Below are 15,899 nucleotides of genomic sequence, written 5' to 3' on the forward strand. Positions count from 1 at the left end.
GGATGACCGGGGCCCAGGTTTTCGCCCGGAAGGTGCGCCGCCTGGTGCTGAACCGCCAGGGCACCGAGGCCCAGATCTTCCTCCTCACCCCTTGGGAGGAGGGCTTCCTCTACCTGCGCTCCGATGGCTTCGCCCACTTTGCCCAGGGACTAGGGGCGGAGGAGTTGGCGGGCTTTGCCTTGGGAAAGGGGCGGGTGGAGCTCCGCTTCCCGGATGGAAGCGCCCTCACCCTCCGCTACCGCCTGGGACGCTGGGTCAAGGTCCTTCACTTCTCGTAGGGCTTCCCCACCGCCGCTGGGGGCCGGCTCTTGCCCATGAAGCCCGCCAGCACCAGTACCGTGACCACGTAGGGGAAGGCCTGCACCAAGACGGCGGGCAGGATTTCCGTCCCTTGGAGCTGGATGGCCAGGGCACTGGCGAAGCCAAAGAGCAAGGTGGAGAAAAGGATGCCCAAGGGATGCCATTTGCCGAAGATCATGGCCGCTAGGGAGATGAAGCCCATGCCCGCCGACATTCCCCGGACAAACTGGTTGAGGAAGCCGATGGCCAGATAGGCCCCGGCCAGCCCTGCCAGGATCCCGGAGAGCACCACCCCAAGGTAGCGCATGCGGTACACGTTGATCCCCAGGGTATCGGCGGCCTCGGGGTGCTCGCCCACGGCCCTCAGGCGCAGGCCCAAGGGGGTCTTGAAGAGGACCCACCAGGCCACGGGAACCAGGAGGAAGGCCAGGTAGACCAAAGGGGAAAGGGCGAAGCCCTCGGGCCCCCAAAGGGGCAGGCGGTTCGCCACCTCCTTGGAGTTGGTGGCGTTGCCGTAGAAGTAGGTGAGGACCAGGCTTGGGGCCCCTAAAGCCAGGAGGTTGATGGCGGTGGCGCTGATGATCTGATCGGCCCGGTATTTGATGGAAACCACCGCGTGCACCCAGGCCACCAGCCCGCCCACCAGCATGGCGCTTAGGACCCCAAGCCAGGGAAGCCAGGGATGGGGGCCTGGGCCTAGGAGGTGTTCCACCCTTTCCACCACCACCGCCGCGGTGAGGGCCCCGAAGAGGATGATGCCCTCGAGGGCGATGTTCACCACCCCGCTCCTTTCGGAGAACATGCCCCCCAAGGCGGTGAGCAAAAGGGGGGTGGTCTGGCGCAGGGTGGAGAAGAAGAGGGCAATCCAAAAGGCGGTGTCCAGGTTCATGGGGCCTCCTTCGCTTCCTCGCGCTTCTTCGCCTCTTCCCTCAGCTCCACCTCCGCCGCCCTTAAGGGGTCGGTGAAGTAGCGGGGCAAAAAGCCCCCTGCAGCGATGAAGAGGACGATCAAGGCCTGAAGCACCGCCACCAGCTCCCGGCTGATGCCCAGCTGCAGGTTCACCTGCAACCCCCCCGTGAGGAGGATGCCGAAAAGCCAGGCGGCGAGGCCCACCCCCAAGGGGGTGTTCTGGCCCATGAGGGCCACGGCGATGCCGTCAAAGCCCACGGAGTAGGGAAGGGATTGCTTCAGGCGGTACTCGTCTACCCCTCCCCCCAGCACGTAGTGGGTGGCGGCCAGGCCCGCCAAGGCCCCCGCCAGGAACATGATGAGGACCACCTTCCGCCCAGAGAGCACCCCCCCGTACTCCGCCGCCTTGGGGGCCAGGCCCATGGCCCTAAGCTCGTACCCTCCCACGGTGCGGAAGACGTAGAAGTGGAAAAACAAAAGGGCCAGAAGGGCCAAAAGGAAGGCCCCGTTGAGCCGCACTGAGGTGAGGTCGGGACCGAAGCTCACCGTAGGTCCGGGAAGAAGGCCGCCCACCAGGTAACCCCCCGTGCCCGCCAGAAGGCCCATGAGCACCCGGTGCCCCAGGCTTTTCCGGGTGAGAAAGTAGCCCCCAAGGCCCAGGAGGAGGGCCAAGGGCAGGGCGAAGGAGAGCTCCCCCCCTGGGGCCACCAGCTCGGTCCAGTGGGGGATGCGGGCCTCGGGTCGGATCTCGTAGCTTCGGGCCTCGTAGCCCGGGTATTTGAAGGGCAGATACAGGGTGCGGCCGAAGAACTTGTACTCGTTGGCGGAGATGAGGAAGAGGAAGAGGCTTGCGGCAATGTAGTTCAGCATGATGGTGTTGATCACCTCGTGGGCCCCGAAGCGGGCCTTGAGCCAGCCGGGCAAGGCTCCCCAAAGCCCCCCAGCCAAGGCGGCGGCCAGGATGGCCAGGGGTAGCACCAGCCAGCGGGGTCCGGGCAGGTACACCCCCACCAGCATGGCGGCGATGGCCCCCAGGATCAGTTGCCCCGGGGCCCCGATGTTGAAGAGCCCCCCGCGGAAGCCCAGGGCCACAGCCAGGCCGGTGAAGATCAAGGGCGTGGCCAAAAGGAGGCTTTGCAGGAAACCCGAGGGGTTTACCAAGGGGCTATAGAGGAGCTGGTAGGTGTAGGTGATGAGGTCCAGCTTCAGCATCCAGGCCTCCCTCAGGCTCTGGGCCTCCCCTGGGGCCCTTTTCATCACCGCCACGATGACCCCGCCCAGCAAGGAGGCCAGGAGGAGGGAGAAAAGGGGTACCACCACCCCCCGGCGGCGCACCAAAAAGGCCAGGCCACCCGGGGAGAAAAGCCGGGCCAGGAGGAGAAGGTAAAGGCTAAAGGCCAAGGTGGCGTAGCTGCCAAGCCCCAAGCTGTAGCGCCTGAGGATGGGCCTTTCCGCGCCGGCCATCACCTGGGCCACGCTGGCTTGGAAGAGGAGGTAGGTGAGGAGGAAGAGGCCGAGGCCCAAGGCCCCCATGGGGTAGAGCTTCCGGGAGGCCTTTGGGGTCCAGGCCAGGACCAGGGTGAGGGCCAGCCAGGCCAAGGAGGGATAGAAGGCCCAAAGGAGCCAGCCATCCCGGTAGCCCGGGGGCAGGGTTCCTTGGGGCAGGTGGTGGCCGAAGGGACTTAGGAGTACGCCTTCGCCGCCGAAAAGGCGATGGGGTACCGCCCAAGGGGCCAGGTACCAGAGGAGGAGGACAACCCCTCCCCCCAAGGCCACCAGGACTCCCAGGCGCCTCTCGTCCGTCAACACGCCCAAGATTGTACCCGAGCCCCGGGGGTCTAAAGTCCCCGAAGGTGTTAGACTCCTTCCGTGGCGGTTTCGCCGGAGGAAAAGGCAAAGCGGGTGCGGCGCATGTTTTCGGAGATCGCCCCGCGCTACGACCTTTTGAACCGGCTCCTTTCCCTGGGGAGCGACCTCCGTTGGCGCAGGCGGGCGGTGGCCCTGGCCTTGGAAAAAAACCCCGGGCGCATCCTGGACCTGGCCACGGGCACCGGGGACCTGGCCCTCATGCTGAAGAAGCGGGCTCCCCAAGCCCAGGTGGTGGGGGCGGACTTCGCCCCGCCCATGCTGGGGATCGCCCGAAGGAAGGCCCGGGCCTTGGGGCTTTCGGTGGAGTTTGTGGAGGCGGATGCCCTGGCCCTGCCGTTTCCCGAGGGGAGTTTTGAGGCTGTTACCATCGCCTTTGGCTTCCGCAACTTCACCGATTACCATAAGGCCCTTCTGGAGCTTCGGCGGATCCTCACCCCGGGCGGCCGCCTGGTCATCCTCGAGTTTCCGCCCCCCCCCAGGGGGGCCTTTGGTCTGGTCTACCGGATCTACTTCCAGAGGATCCTTCCCTTCCTAGGAGGCCTGATCTCGGGGAGCTTTGGGGCCTACCGCTACCTTCCGGAAAGCGTGGAGGCCTTTCCCCCACCGGAGGCCCTGAAATCCCTGATGGAGGAAGCGGGCTTCAAGGTCCGCTACGAACTCCTCACCTTCGGGGTGGCGGCCATCCACGTGGGGGACCTAGAGGCCTGAGGCCCGCCTCAGCTCCGCATCGGTGGGGATGCGCCCTGCCTTGAGGTTTTCCACCAGGTACCGGGCCATGCGCCCCAGGGCGTCCCGCACCCGGCGCCACTCCTCCAGGGGTTTTCCCGAAGGGTCGGGGAAGGAGACGTGACGCTTTTGCGTCTTGGCGGGGTAGGCGGGGCAGGCTCCCCGTGCGGCGTCGCAGACGGTGAGGACCAGGTCAAACCTCCACGGGTCGGGCACCTCCAGAAGGGTCTTGGAGGAGTGCCCCTTTAGGTCAATCCCCACCTCGGCCATCACCCTTTTGGCCTCCTCCTTGACGAAGGTCTTCTCGGTGCCGGCGGAGTGGACCTCGAGGTCCAGCCCCATCTCCCTGGCCCAGTGCCGGATCCAGCCCTCCGCCATCTGGCTGCGGGCGGAGTTGTGGGTGCAAAGGACGAGAAGGCGCATCTGCAAAAGCCTATCCCTTCTCGGTCAGGGGAAGGTTAAGGAGGCTTGGCCCTGGGTTTTAGGAAAGCCTCCTTTCCAGCTCCGCCACCTTCTCCGCCAGGACCTTCAGGCCCTTTTGCCAAAAGGCCGGGCTTTCCAGGTCAAAGCCGTAGCGGGCCGCCAGCTCCTTGGCCCGGTACATGCCCGAGGAGGCCAGGAGCGCCTCGTACCGCTCGGCGAAGCCCGGGTCCTCCTTGGCCTCCTGGTAGAGGGCCAAGCCGAAGAGAAGGCCAAAGGTGTAGGGGTAGTTGTAGAAGTCGGCGCCATAATAGTGTCCCTTCACCGCCCACATGTAGGGATGATGGCTGGCCAGGGCCTCCCCGTAAGCCTCCTGCTGGGCCTTCAGCATGAGCTCCTTAAACTCCCTTGGGGAAAGCTCCCGGGCCTTCCTCCTTTCAAAGACCCAGGACTCAAAGAGGAAGCGGCTATGGATGTCCACCACCACCTGGGCCGCCCCTTGCAGGTACGCGTCCAGGATCAAAAGCCCCTCCTCGGCAGAGGCCTCCTTGAGGGCCGCCTCCACCACCAGGGTCTCGTTCATAATGCTGGCGGTCTCCGCCAGGGTCATGGGCACCTCCCTTAAGGAGGGGGGAACCTGGGCCAAGGCGAAGTTGTGGTAGGCGTGGCCCAGCTCGTGGGCCAGGGTGGAGACGGATTCAAAGCTCTCCTCGTAGTTGGCCAGGATGAGGCTTTTGCCCCCACCCCTCGGCATGCAGTAGGCCCCGCCCACCTTTCCCTTGCGGGGCAGGAGGTCCATCCAGCGCTCTTGGAATGCGGTTTCCGCCACTTTAGCGGCGTTCGGGACCAGGGCGGCGAGCCCTTCCCGGATGAAGTCCCGGGCCTCCTCCAGGCTCCAGGGCCTTCCCTTTCCCAGGGGGGCAAAGAGGTCCCACCAGTCCAGCCTCTCCTTGCCCAGGGCCTTGGCCTTAAGGAGGTGGTAGCGGCGGAAGAGGGGCAGGTTTTCCCGCACCGCTTCCAGGAGGGCCATGAGGGCTTTTCGGGTGATGCGGTTTCGGTGTAGGCTGGGCTCGAGGTCATCCCGGTAGCCCCGCCTCTGGTTCAGGACAGAGGCCTCCCCCTTGACCCCGTTTAGGGCGTAGGCCAGGGGCACCTCGTGGCCTTCCCAGGCCTTCAGCTCCGCCTGGTAGGCCTTCTTGCGCACCTCCTCCTCGGGGCGGAAGTAGAGGTTGCGCACCTTGGTGATGGGCATCTCCTCCCCGTCCACCACCGCGGTGATCTGGCTGGTGAGGTTCTCGTGGAGCTTGGACCAGGCCTGGCGCCCGGAGAGGGATAGCTCCGCCGCCAACACCTCTTCCCCCTCGGGCATCATGTGCAGGGCTTCCTCCCGGGCCTCCTCCACCAAGAGGCGGTAAGGGCCGGCCTCCTCTGGGTCCTGGAGGGCCAGGTAGCGGGTGAGGCGGGGCCTGAGGCGGGCGAAGTCCAGGAAGAGCACCTCCAGCTCGGAGAGCTTGGCCAAGGCGGCCTCGTTGGCGGTGTCGGCGGTGAAGCGGGCGTAGAGGTAGGCCCAAAGGGGGGTGGATTCCTCCCGAAGGGCGTCCAGGGAGGCCAGGACCTCCCCTAGGGGGGCCTTTTGGTCCACCTGCTCCTTAAGCTGGTCGATTCGCTTCCTTACCCCTTCCCAGGCTGCCTGGAACTCGGGGCTTTCCAGGCTGGGGAAAAGGGGGGTTAGGTCCCACGTGGTCTCCATGGCCCCACTATACCTGACCCGCGGGTCAGCCCTGGTATACTTGGGCTCCGTGGAGGGGTTTCCCGTATCCGTACCCATACAGGTGCGCTTCCGCGACCTGGATGCCCTGGGGCACGTGAACAACGCCGTCTACCTCACCTACCTTGAGGTGGCCCGCGCCGCCTACTTCCAGAGATTGGAAAGGGACTGGGTGGGAAAGGGGCACTTCATCCTGGCCCGGGCGGAGGTGGATTTCCTGAGGCCCATCCTCCTCGAGGACCCGGTGGAGGTGGGGGTCAGGGTGGTGCGCATCGGGCGAAGCAGCTTTGACATGGAGTACCTCCTCCTGGCAAAGGGGGAGGAGGCCGCCCGGGGCAAGACGGTCCAGGTCTGGCTGGAAGGAGGCAGGCCTGCCCCTTTACCTCCCCACATCCGGGAGCGCATAGAGGCCCTGGAAGGCCGTTCCTTCTAGCCCCTGAGCACCACCACCGTGACCCCGTGCCCCCCCTCGTGGGGAGGGGCGTCGGCGAAGGTTTCCACCCTTTTGTCCCGCCTTAGGGCCTCGCGGATGGCCTGCCTAAGGGCCCCGGTGCCCTTGCCGTGGAGGAGGCGCAAGGTGGGAAGGCCCAAGGAGCGGGCCTCCTCCAGGGCGTGGTCCACCTCCAAGAGGGCTTCCTCCACGGTAAGCCCCCTGAGGTCCACCTCCTTTACCTCCCTTCGCGGCTTTAGGCCGAGGGCCTTGGGGGTTTCCTGGGCCTTGAGGGGGGTGAGTTCCCTGGCCTTCACCGTCATCTTCACCGGGCCCACCTGGACCAAGGCCTCCTCTCCCCTCAGCTCCAGAAGCCTTCCCTGGCGCTTCAGGGAGGGGATCTCCACCATCTGCCCCGCCTCGAGGCCCCTAGGCACCTCCACGGCACCCGTGGGTGTGCTCCTGGTGTACCGTTCCCTCAGGGCTAGAAGCTCCCTCAGGGCATCCTTTTTCCCCTGGGTTTTGGCCTTTTCCTTGAGGGCCTTGAGTTCCGCTTCCACCTTGAGGAGCTTCTGACGGACCTCCTCCTCCAGGGCCTTGAGCCTTTGCGCCCGCTCCTCCTCAAAGCGGGCTTCCCGCTCCTCCAGGCGTTTCCTTAGGGCCTCCACCTGGGCCATCTGGGAAAGGAGCCGGCTTCGCTCCTCCTCTAGGCGCAACCTTTCCGCCTCCAGCTCCTCCAGGAGGGCCTCCAGCCTTCCCCCTTGGGGCAGAAGGCTTTCCGCCCGCTTCAGCACCGCCTCGGGCAGGGAAAGCCTCCTGGCGATGGCCAAGGCGTAGCTCCGCCCTGGCACCCCCAGGACCAGCTCGTAGGTGGGGCGCAAGCCCTCCAGGTCAAAGCGCATGGAGGCGTTTTGGATGCCCCTTCGCCCCTGGGCGAAGGCCTTCAGGGGGGAGAGGTGGGTGGTGACCAAGCCCTTGACCCCTTTTTCCAGGAGGGCTTCCAGGATGGCTTGGGAAAGGGCGGCTCCCTCCTCGGGGTCGGTGCCACTGCCCAGCTCGTCGATGAGGACCAGGCTCCGGGCCGTGGCGTCTTGGAGCATCTCCTTTAGCCTTCTCAAGTGCCCGGCGAAGGTGGAGAGGTTTTCCTGAAGGGACTGCTCGTCGCCGATGTCGGCGAAGACCCTGTCAGGCCAGGCCAGGGTGGCCCCCTTGGCGGCCACGAAAAGCCCCGACTGGGCCATGAGCACCGCCAGGCCCAGGGTTTTTAGGAGGGCGGTCTTCCCCCCCATGTTGGGGCCGGAGACCAGGATGAGGCGCCTTTCCCCGTCCAGGGAAAGGGAGTTGGGGACGGGATTGGGGATGAGGGGGTGGAAGGCTTGGGAAAGCTGGTAGGCCTCCCCGAAGCGGGGCCGGGTAAGCCCCAGATCCCGGGCCAGGGCCGCCTGGGCCTGGATGAGGTCCAGAAGGCCCAGGGCCTCGAGGGTGCCGGGCAGTTCCCCATCCCCCGCTAGGGTCTCGGAAAGCTCCCGCAGGATGCGGTTTACCTCCTCCTCCTCCTGAAGGCGCAGGGCCTGGAGGCGGTTATTCAGCTTCACCACGGAGAGGGGCTCTAGGAAAAGGGTGGCCCCGGACTCGGACTCGTCCAGGAGGATGCCGGGGATTTTCTGGGCCATACCCGCCTTCACCGGGATGCAGTAGCGCTCGCGGCGCAGGGTCACGAACCGATCCTGGACCGCCTCGGGGTGGCGGTCCAAAAGGGCGTAGAGCCTCTCCAGGATTTGCTGGCGCAGGGGTTTTAGCTCCCGGCGGATGGCGAAAAGCCTAGGGCTTGCCTCGTCCCGCACGGCCCCTTCCTCGTCCAGGGCCTTTCTCACCTTGGCGAGGAAGGTCCTGTGCTCCCCGATGCCCGCCGCCACCTGGCTCAGGAGGTTCCCTAGGGGAAGGAGCTCCTCCTTGAGGGCTATGGCCCCCTCCAGGGCTTGGGCTCCCTTGAGGAGTTCCAGGCCCGAAAGCCTAGCCCCCGCCAGGGCCCTTTGGTAGGCCTCCTCGAGGGCGCCCGCCTCGGGAAGGGCGTAGGGATAGGCCAGGGCTTCCTGGGTTAGCCCGTGGCGCCTTTCTGCCTCCTCCTGGGAGAGGGGGGCAAGGGCCAAGGCCAGCCTTCGCCCCAAGGGGGTCTTGGCCCTTTCCGATAGGAGGGCGCGGACCTTGGGGAACTCCAGGACCTCGAGGACATCCCGCACAAAAGCCTAGTATACCGGGAAAGCCCTAGCGCCTTAACAGGCGAAGAAGCAGGGAGAAGGCCACCTCGCCCCCAGGGCCCAAGGCCTTTTGCAAAAGGAGCCCCACCCGGCCTAACCGCCCCGGGGGTAAGAGGGCAAGAAGCCACATGAGAAGGGAAAGGAGTCGCTGGCGTTCCTCCGGGGAGAGGTTTTCCCAGCGGGCCTTGGCCTCCCGGAGCAAGGCCCGGGCCCGTTCCCAGAAGCCAGGGGCCTTGGTGTTTTCCCCCTTTAGGGCCTCCAGCCGCACCAGGAGGTTCCCCTCGGTTTGGAGGGTTTTCGGGGTTTGGGCTTGCGGTCTACCCATCCGCCGCGCCTTGGGGGCCAAGCGCTTAAGCCGCATGGGCTCCATTATAAAGGCTGGAAGAGGAGGTACGAGGCCTCCATCTCCCCTTCCACCTCCTTCTCAGCCAGGAGGTCTAGGCCGCGAGGGAGGGTGATTCTCGCCCCTCCGGGGGCGAAAAAGGCCCAGACCTCCTGGCCCCGGTACCGCCTTTTGAAGGCCAACACCCCTTTGCCGGCCTCGAGGGGGAGAAGCCCTCCCAGGCGCAGGACAGGGTGGGTGCGCTTGAGGTGGGCCAGCCTGCGGATGAGGCTCAAGACCTCGTGGTTCCATGCGCCTTCGTCCCAGGGGAAGGGGGCCCGGCAGTAGGGGTCTCCTTGCCACCTTGCGTGGGGGTTGGGTTGGGAAAGGCCCACCTCGTCCCCGTAGTAGATGGCGGGGCTTCCCGGGAAGGCGAAGAGGAGGGCGTAGGCCAGCTGGAACCGTCCCACATCCCCCTTAAGCCGCCAAAGGGCGCGGGGGATGTCGTGGGAAGAGAGGAGGGTGTACATGCTGTGCCGAAGCTGCACGGGCAGGGCCTGGTAGTGGTCCCAGAGGACCTCCCAGGCCTCCTGGGCATCCAGGTGGACGTGGCGTCCGTGCACATCCCTTCCGGAAAGCCACTCCATCACGGGGTGGGCGAAGCCCGCATAGTGCATGGCCCCATCCAGGGTATGGGCCCTTAGGGTGGGGGTGGCGTCGTAGGAGAGTTCCCCGAAGACCACGGCCTCGGGCCTTTCCTCCTTAGCGGCCCGGGCTAAGGCCCGAAGCCAGCGGGCATTCTTGCGGTTCGTCCCCCCTTCCCCGATGGAGTGGGCCACATCCAGCCTGAAGCCGTGGGCCAGGCGCATCCAGTAGCGGATGGGGGCCCGCCGGCCATAGACGAGGCGCTCCTGGGTGAGGGGGGAGGCATAGTCCAGCTTGGGCATGGACTTTATCCCCCAGAAGGCGGCGTAGGAGCCATCGGGATTAAAGCTGAACATGCCCCGCTCTGGGCTTTTGGGGTCCTTTAGGGCCCTTTGAAACCAAGGGTGGGTGGCCCCCACATGGTTGAAGACGCCATCCAGCACCAGGCGCATGCCCCTCTTTTCCAAGGCCTGGAAGAGGGCTTCCAGGGCCTCTTCTCCTCCCAGGTGGGGGTCCACCCGAAGGTAGTCCTCCGTGTCGTAGCGGTGGCTGCTTGGGCTTTGGAAGATGGGCGTCAGGTAAAGGGTTTCCACCCCTAGGCTTTCCAGGTAGGGGAGGGCCTCCAGAATGCCCCAAAGATCCCCCCCGTAGAACTCCCAAGCCCCTTCCGGGCCCGGGGGTTCGTTCCAGGCCTTTTTGCGGATGGGCTTGCCCATGAGAAGCCATTCCCCGTCCTTGGGGGCGAGTTCCTTCCGCCCCTGGCGGAAGCGATCGGGGAAGATCTGGTAATAGACCGTGCCCAGGGCCCACCAGGGGGGAAGGGGCCCCGCCAGGAGGTGGAAGAAGCGGTCGTAGCGGGGGAGGGTTTTTTCCAGGCCGTGGCTTCCCACATAGCCCTCGGGCAGGAGGAAGCAATAGCGAAAAGGGCTTGTGTGCACGGCAAGTCGCACCCTTAGGCCTCCTTGGGCCCGGTGCATGGGTTTTTTGTGGATCTCCCCGTCCTTTTCGTAGAGGAAAAGCCCCTCCTTCGCCTCGGTTTCCAGGAAAAAGCTCACCTCCTCCCCCAGCTCTGGCAGGGGGGGATGGAGGTGCTCCAGGTCGTGGTAGTGGGCCACGGGTCTACTCCTTCACCGCCCCTGCGGTGTACCCGGAGACGAAGTACTGTTGGAAGCCGTAAAAGAGGAAGAGGATGGGCAGGGAGCCTAAGACGCTGGCGGCGGCGAAGATCCCCCACTTGGTCTGGAACTGGCCGGTGGTGAAACTCCGAAGCCCCACGCCCACGTTCCAGCTCTCCACCCCCGTGAGGACCAGGTTGGCCAGGACAAACTCGGAATAGGTGCCCACGAACTGCAGGAGGAAGATGAAGACGAACATGGGGGCGGAAAGGGGGAGGAGGATTTTGGTGAAGACCTGCCACTTGGTGGCCCCGTCCACCATGGCCGCCTCCTCGAGGCTCGGGCTGATGCTTTCTAGGTATCCCTTGTACACCCAGGTGCCGAAGCTGATGATCCCCCCGGAGTAGGCCAGCACGAGCCCGGTGAAGGTGTTCAAAAGGTCCAGGCGGGAAAGGAGGTAGTAGATGGCCACCAAGGCCAGAAATCCGGGGAACATCTGCACGAAGATGAAGAAGAGGAGCATGGGGTAGCGGCCGGGAAGATGGCGGAAGCGGGCGAAGGCGTAGCCAGCGGTGGCGGTGAGCAAAACGGCCAAAAGGCCCGTGAGCCCGGAGATGAGGAAGGTGTTGCGCACCCACAGCAGGAACTTGGCCTCCGTCCCCTTTCCGGTGAACTGCTTGGGGGAAAGGGTAAGGGCCAGGGCGAATACGCTCAGGGCCAGGAGGAGCAGAGCCCTCCCTTGCCAGAGGTCCATCCAGTCCCCCGGGGTGGAAAGCCGCCTCAGGAGGCCGATGAAGGCCACGGCCAAAAGGGCGAGCCCCCCAAGGAGGAGAAGGCCCACCTGGTAGGGGTAAAGCACCACCCCCTCCACCAGCTTGGCGTAGTTTTCCAGGGAGGGATTGGGCACGTAGGGGATAACCTTGGCGTCCAAGAGGAGAAACCCCGTGTCCGGCCTGCGGAAGCTGAAGAGGTTGTTGGTGGGGTCAAAGCTGGCGGCCACCACCTGCACCACGGGGTAGTAGACCAGCAGGATCAGGACCCAGAGGAAAAGGTGGGTTACCCCCTGCCGGAAAAGGGGCCAGGGGCTTCGCTTGCGCCCCTGGAGGCGGTTCAAAAGCGCGGTATAGACCAGGCTATAGAGGAGGACGAGGAGGACTAGGCCCAAAAGGATGCCCAGGGCATAGGCCCAGCCATAGGGCACGAAGACGCTGCCGAAGGCCACCTGTTTGCGGTAGGAGCCCTCGTCAAAGAGCCGGTGGGCCGCGAACCAGTAGGCTCCATAGAGGCCAAGGCCAAAAAGGAGAAGGAAAAGAAGCCGCCGCATCCTACCTCACCTCCCTCAGGGCTCCGGTGATGCGGAAGTTCACCAGGCTGATGGCCACGGTGATGGCGAAGATGAGAAGGCTGATGGCCGCCCCTAGGCCGTAGGCGGACTGCCCCTCCGCGCTGAAGGCGGTTTTGTAGGCCCAGGAGATGAGGATGTCCGTGGCCTGGGCTGTGGCCAAGCGGCCTTCCTGGGCAGGCCCCCCACCGGTGAGGAGGTAGATGATGTAGAAGTTGTTGAAGTTGAAGGCAAAGGAGGAGAGGAGGATGGGTACCATGGGCTTTTCCAGAAGGGGCAGGGTGATGCCCCATAGGGCCTGCCAGGGGGTGGCTCCATCCACCTTAGCGGCCTCATAGAGCTCATCGGGGATGGTGGAAAGGGCTCCCAAGGTGGCGGTCATCATGTAGGGGAAGCCCAGCCAGAGGTTCACCAGGAGGATGGCCACCTTGGCCCAGTCGGGGTCGTTGAGCCAGGGAATGGGGTAGATGCCCAAAACCCCAAGAAGGCGGTTGATGGCCCCAAAGTTGTAGTTGAGAAGGGCCACAAAGACCTGCACGGTGATCACCCCCGGCAACGCCCAGGAAACGATGAGCACCGTGCGGTAGAAGTTCCTTAGCTTTAAGGCTTTGTTGTTGAGGACAAGGCCCAACACCAAGCCCAAAAGGGCATTGAGGAGCACGGTGGTTAAGGCGAAGGCCACGTTCCAGGCGAAGACGGGGAAGAGGGCCTTGCTGGCCTGGGAGAGGATGAAGGCGAAGTTTTTAAGGCCCACGAAGCGGAAGGCGTTCACCTTGGCCACGAAGGCGGCTTGGAAGGGCGGGGTGCGGTCCAGGACCAAGGCGTTTCCCTCAGCCTCGAGGATCCTGGCCCGGAGGCGGTGCCCCTCGGCGTACACCTCCACGGTTTCCCCTGCGCAGGGACTGCAGCGAAGGGCTTCCTCCACCGCTTCCTCCAGAAGGAGCCGCGGCCCTTGGTGCGCCACCACCCGGGTTTCCGTGGAGCGATCGGGGAAGCCGCTTCGGGCCCCCGAGTAGTCGGTGAAGGCCAGGTAAACCGTGAGGGCGATGGGGTAGAGGGTGAAGACCAAGAGAAAGGAAAGGGCGGGGAGGAAGTAGTACCAGTCGGTAAGCCAGGGAAAAAGGCGTCCCATCAGGAGGGCCCCCGGCACCAGCACCAGGAGGGCCAGGACCAGGATGGTCCAGCCTGGAGGGGCCAGGTAGGCCTCGAGGGCCAGGTACCCCAGGATGCCCACCGCTGCGGAAAGGATTAGTAGGCCCAAAAGGAGGGATAGGGCCAGGAGGAAACCCTTGAGGCCAGGGGGGTGCTTCATGGCTTAAAGATACGCCCCCCACGGGGGAAGGAGGTCCCGTGGGGGGCGGATATACCCATGCATCCTGTTTTCCGCTATCTCAGGTGACCCCGGGAGGGGCTTGGGGAAGGTTGGTTCCGGGGCCCCCGTTCCGGCCGGGCCATACTACCTGCCGATGGCCTTCCGGATCTCGGCCACCATGTCCTCCACGATCTTCTTCATGTTGGAGTCGGGCCGCTGGATGGCCAGGCTGATGGCGTTGGCCCAGGGGCCCCAGACCTTGCCCATCTCGGGGATGTTGGGCATGGGGGTGCCCTGGGCGAAGACCTTGGAAAAGCCCGCCACCACCGGATCCTTCTCCAGGGTCTTGGCGGCGCTCTTGGACACGGGGATGCGACCCCCCGCCTGGTTGAAGGAAACCAGGTTCTTGCCGGTGACCAGGGTCTTGGCGAAGTTAACCGCAGCGGTCTTGTTCTTGGAGTAGGCGTTCACCACCACCCCCTGCACCCCCAGGAAGGGACCCCAGGGGTTCTTGGCCCCGGGCGGGGTGGGGAAGGGGGCGATGCCGAAGTCGATCTTGGCCTTTTTGTAGTCCCCCAGGGCCCAGGGGCCGTTGATGATCATGGCCAAGGCCCCATCCTTGAAGGCCCCGTCCGCCACCCCGTAGTCCACCCCTTCGGGCACCAGGTTGTAGCGGAAGCGGAGGTCCTTGATGAACCCTAAGGCCTTTTCCCCCACTTCCCCGCCGATCAGGAGCTTGGAGGGGTCCAGGTTCCCCTTGGCGTCCTTGGCGAAGACGTTTTCCGCCCCGAAGGCCCGGAAGAAGCCGAAGTTGAAGTAGGGGTCGCCGATGTTATAGAGGAAGCCAAAGGTGGAGCCGGTGGTGAGCCTCTGGGCCAGGGACAGGAACTCCTCCCAGGTCTTGGGGGGTTCTTTGACGTACTTCTTGTTGTAGATGAGGGCCACGCTCTCGGCAAAGGCGGGAAGGCCCATGAGCTTGCCCCCGAAGGTGAAGGCCTCCACCGCCACGCTTTGGAGATCCGAGAGGTAGCTTTGCGTCACGTACTTGCCCATGGGCTCCAGCACCCCCGCCTGGGCCATCTCCCCCAGCCAGTCGTGGGGGATGGAGACCAAAAGGTCTGCCGCCTGCCCCTGGGGTGCCCCCAGGATGAACTTCTGCTTGATGTCCCCGAAGGGGACCTCCACCACCTCCACCTTGGTGCCGGAGGTCTTCTCGTAGGCCTGGGCTTGGGCCTTGAGCCACTCCAGCTCAGGGCCGCCGAAGTGGGTCCATACCGTGATCTTCCCCTGGGCAAGGGCCAGGGAAAGGCCGAGGGCCAGTGCTGCCAGTGCTCGTTTCATATCCCACCTCCGGGCGCGTGGTAACGTTTCCGCTTTGGCTTTTTTCCGCGCCCTGCAGGCTGAGTATACCCCCACTTTCCCGGGACACAAGTCCCCCGCTAGTAAAGGGCCCGCGCCACCTCAAAGGCGATGAGGGCCAGGATCCCCACCTCCACCGCCTGGCTTCTTAGATGCACTACTTCCTCGGTGACCATCTCGTAGGTGGCCTCGAGGACCCGAAGCTTCTCCTCCAAGCTCCGCTCCAGCTCGTGGGCCCCATAGAGCTCCAAGGCGGCCCGGTAGATCTTGGCGTAGAAGAGGTCCTCGGTGATGCGCAAGGCCCCCTCCATCCGGGCCCGCACGTCCGCGATCTCCGCATGGCGGGCCATGAGGTGCCGCCTTAAGCGCTGGAGCTTGCCGTAGCCCCAAAGGCCCCGGTGCCTGAGCACCTGGGGCACGGCCTCCAGCTCCTGGGTGAGGACCCCGTCGTAGTAGGTGAGCTCCAGGAGCTGGGCGTGCACGAACTCCACCAGGTCGGCCACGTCCCAGATGCCCTCCGAGTCCAGGATGAAGACCCGGTCAAACCCCAAAAGGGCCAGGTCCTCGGTGGAGTAGCTGTAGCGGTAACGCTCCATCTCCCGCCTGACCTCGGGGGCGAACTCCTCCCTGGCCCCCATCCAGAGGGGGGTGAGGTCCACGGCGGGGGCGTGGGCCTTTTCCCCTTCTATCCCCAGAGCATGGTAGACGGTGAACTCCTCGCTCAGGCGTTTTTCCTCGGGGTGGAGGAGGGCTCCTTTTAGATAGGGCTCGAGGGCCAAAAGCTCCGCCAGGAAAAACCCTTCCCAGAAGGGAAGCTCGGGAAGGGCCAGGGCCTTTTCCAGAAAGGCTTCCCAGGGCACCTTCTCCCCCAGGTGCACCCGGAAGGAAAGGGAGGCCACCCCGAACTCGTAGAGCCGGGCGGTGAGAAGGCCGGAGATCCCCTCCACGCTCCTCACCCCAAGCTCCACCTGCGCCGGGGGGTTTTCAAAGCGCACCGCCCCCAGCCGGGGGCGGGAAAGGCGAAGCCTGGGGGTGGCCAGGCGGGAGAGGTCGATCTCGTCCGCCAGGTCGTAAAGGCGGTAAAGGGCGATGTGGGGCGAAAGGAGGTTCATGGAAGACCAGAC

At 65.0% G+C, this 15,899-nt stretch carries 14 protein-coding genes; 3 read left to right on the forward strand and 11 right to left on the reverse strand.

The window, feature by feature from the left end; all coding sequences use genetic code 11:
- Positions 1-2 precede the first annotated feature (2 nt).
- On the forward strand, positions 3-278 hold the full coding sequence (locus L0C59_RS01495) for a hypothetical protein (protein ID WP_243089387.1): 276 nt from the start codon (positions 3-5) through the stop codon (positions 276-278).
- Here L0C59_RS01495 and L0C59_RS01500 read toward each other — a convergent pair.
- The gene (locus L0C59_RS01500; protein WP_243089388.1) at positions 266-1,189 is read right to left on the reverse strand and encodes an ABC transporter permease; all 924 of its coding nucleotides are present in this window, start codon (positions 1,187-1,189) and stop codon (positions 266-268) included. The genes L0C59_RS01495 and L0C59_RS01500 overlap by 13 nt on opposite strands.
- Positions 1,186-3,018, reverse strand: a complete 1,833-nt coding sequence (locus tag L0C59_RS01505) for an ABC transporter permease (protein WP_243089389.1) — start codon at positions 3,016-3,018, stop codon at positions 1,186-1,188. The genes L0C59_RS01500 and L0C59_RS01505 overlap by 4 nt, the downstream gene beginning before the upstream one ends.
- 60 nt (positions 3,019-3,078) lie before the next feature.
- Here L0C59_RS01505 and ubiE point away from each other — a divergent pair, with 60 nt between their 5' ends.
- Positions 3,079-3,786, forward strand: coding sequence for a bifunctional demethylmenaquinone methyltransferase/2-methoxy-6-polyprenyl-1,4-benzoquinol methylase UbiE (gene ubiE, locus L0C59_RS01510; RefSeq protein WP_341474721.1), 708 nt, complete (start codon positions 3,079-3,081; stop codon positions 3,784-3,786).
- On the opposite strand, the gene L0C59_RS01515 is transcribed toward ubiE, so the two are convergent.
- Both L0C59_RS01515 and L0C59_RS01520 read right to left on the reverse strand, forming a co-directional pair.
- A complete protein-coding gene (locus tag L0C59_RS01515; protein WP_243089390.1) occupies positions 3,775-4,227 on the reverse strand; it encodes an arsenate reductase ArsC in 453 nt (150 codons plus the stop codon). The two genes, ubiE and L0C59_RS01515, sit on opposite strands and share 12 nt — an antisense overlap.
- Before the next feature lie 58 nt (positions 4,228-4,285).
- Positions 4,286-5,974 carry a M3 family oligoendopeptidase gene (locus tag L0C59_RS01520; protein WP_243089391.1) on the reverse strand — a complete coding sequence of 563 codons (1,689 nt, stop codon included), beginning with the start codon at positions 5,972-5,974 and terminating at the stop codon, positions 4,286-4,288.
- Positions 5,975-6,023: 49 nt separating this feature from the next.
- On the opposite strand from L0C59_RS01520, the gene L0C59_RS01525 reads away from it, so the two are divergent.
- Positions 6,024-6,425, forward strand: a complete 402-nt coding sequence (locus L0C59_RS01525) for an acyl-CoA thioesterase (protein WP_243089392.1) — start codon at positions 6,024-6,026, stop codon at positions 6,423-6,425.
- Here the strand turns inward: L0C59_RS01525 and L0C59_RS01530 are convergent.
- The 7 genes from L0C59_RS01530 to L0C59_RS01560 form a co-directional block, all read right to left on the reverse strand.
- Entirely contained in the window at positions 6,422-8,662 is a 2,241-nt protein-coding gene (locus L0C59_RS01530) for an endonuclease MutS2 (protein ID WP_243089393.1), read from the reverse strand. The genes L0C59_RS01525 and L0C59_RS01530 overlap by 4 nt on opposite strands.
- Before the next feature lie 25 nt (positions 8,663-8,687).
- A complete protein-coding gene (locus L0C59_RS01535; RefSeq protein WP_243089394.1) occupies positions 8,688-9,041 on the reverse strand; it encodes a hypothetical protein in 354 nt (117 codons plus the stop codon).
- An 8-nt stretch (positions 9,042-9,049) separates the two neighbouring features.
- Entirely contained in the window at positions 9,050-10,762 is a 1,713-nt protein-coding gene (locus tag L0C59_RS01540) for a glycoside hydrolase family 13 protein (RefSeq protein WP_243089395.1), read from the reverse strand.
- A 4-nt stretch (positions 10,763-10,766) separates the two neighbouring features.
- A complete protein-coding gene (locus L0C59_RS01545) occupies positions 10,767-12,086 on the reverse strand; it encodes a sugar ABC transporter permease (protein WP_243089396.1) in 1,320 nt (439 codons plus the stop codon).
- Position 12,087: 1 nt separating this feature from the next.
- Positions 12,088-13,416: an ABC transporter permease subunit gene (locus tag L0C59_RS01550; RefSeq protein ID WP_243089397.1), complete on the reverse strand. Its 1,329-nt coding sequence runs from the start codon at positions 13,414-13,416 to the stop codon at positions 12,088-12,090.
- Between the two features lie 144 nt (positions 13,417-13,560).
- The gene (locus tag L0C59_RS01555) at positions 13,561-14,757 is read right to left on the reverse strand and encodes a sugar ABC transporter substrate-binding protein (RefSeq protein ID WP_243089398.1); all 1,197 of its coding nucleotides are present in this window, start codon (positions 14,755-14,757) and stop codon (positions 13,561-13,563) included.
- Positions 14,758-14,855: 98 nt separating this feature from the next.
- Entirely contained in the window at positions 14,856-15,887 is a 1,032-nt protein-coding gene (locus tag L0C59_RS01560) for a hypothetical protein (protein ID WP_243089399.1), read from the reverse strand.
- Between the last annotated feature and the right edge of the window lie 12 nt (positions 15,888-15,899).

This window comes from Thermus neutrinimicus (assembly GCF_022760955.1).
Classification (GTDB): domain Bacteria; phylum Deinococcota; class Deinococci; order Deinococcales; family Thermaceae; genus Thermus; species Thermus neutrinimicus.

Coding starts and splice junctions, on each gene's coding strand:
- L0C59_RS01495 (WP_243089387.1), top strand. CDS start 3: ATGACCGGGGCCCAGGTTTTCGCCCGGAAGGTGCGCCGCCTGGTGCTG.
- L0C59_RS01500 (WP_243089388.1), bottom strand. CDS start 1,189: ATGAACCTGGACACCGCCTTTTGGATTGCCCTCTTCTTCTCCACCCTG.
- L0C59_RS01515 (WP_243089390.1), bottom strand. CDS start 4,227: ATGCGCCTTCTCGTCCTTTGCACCCACAACTCCGCCCGCAGCCAGATG.
- L0C59_RS01520 (WP_243089391.1), bottom strand. CDS start 5,974: ATGGAGACCACGTGGGACCTAACCCCCCTTTTCCCCAGCCTGGAAAGC.
- L0C59_RS01535 (WP_243089394.1), bottom strand. CDS start 9,041: ATGCGGCTTAAGCGCTTGGCCCCCAAGGCGCGGCGGATGGGTAGACCG.
- L0C59_RS01545 (WP_243089396.1), bottom strand. CDS start 12,086: ATGCGGCGGCTTCTTTTCCTTCTCCTTTTTGGCCTTGGCCTCTATGGA.
- L0C59_RS01550 (WP_243089397.1), bottom strand. CDS start 13,416: ATGAAGCACCCCCCTGGCCTCAAGGGTTTCCTCCTGGCCCTATCCCTC.
- L0C59_RS01555 (WP_243089398.1), bottom strand. CDS start 14,757: ATGAAACGAGCACTGGCAGCACTGGCCCTCGGCCTTTCCCTGGCCCTT.
- L0C59_RS01560 (WP_243089399.1), bottom strand. CDS start 15,887: ATGAACCTCCTTTCGCCCCACATCGCCCTTTACCGCCTTTACGACCTG.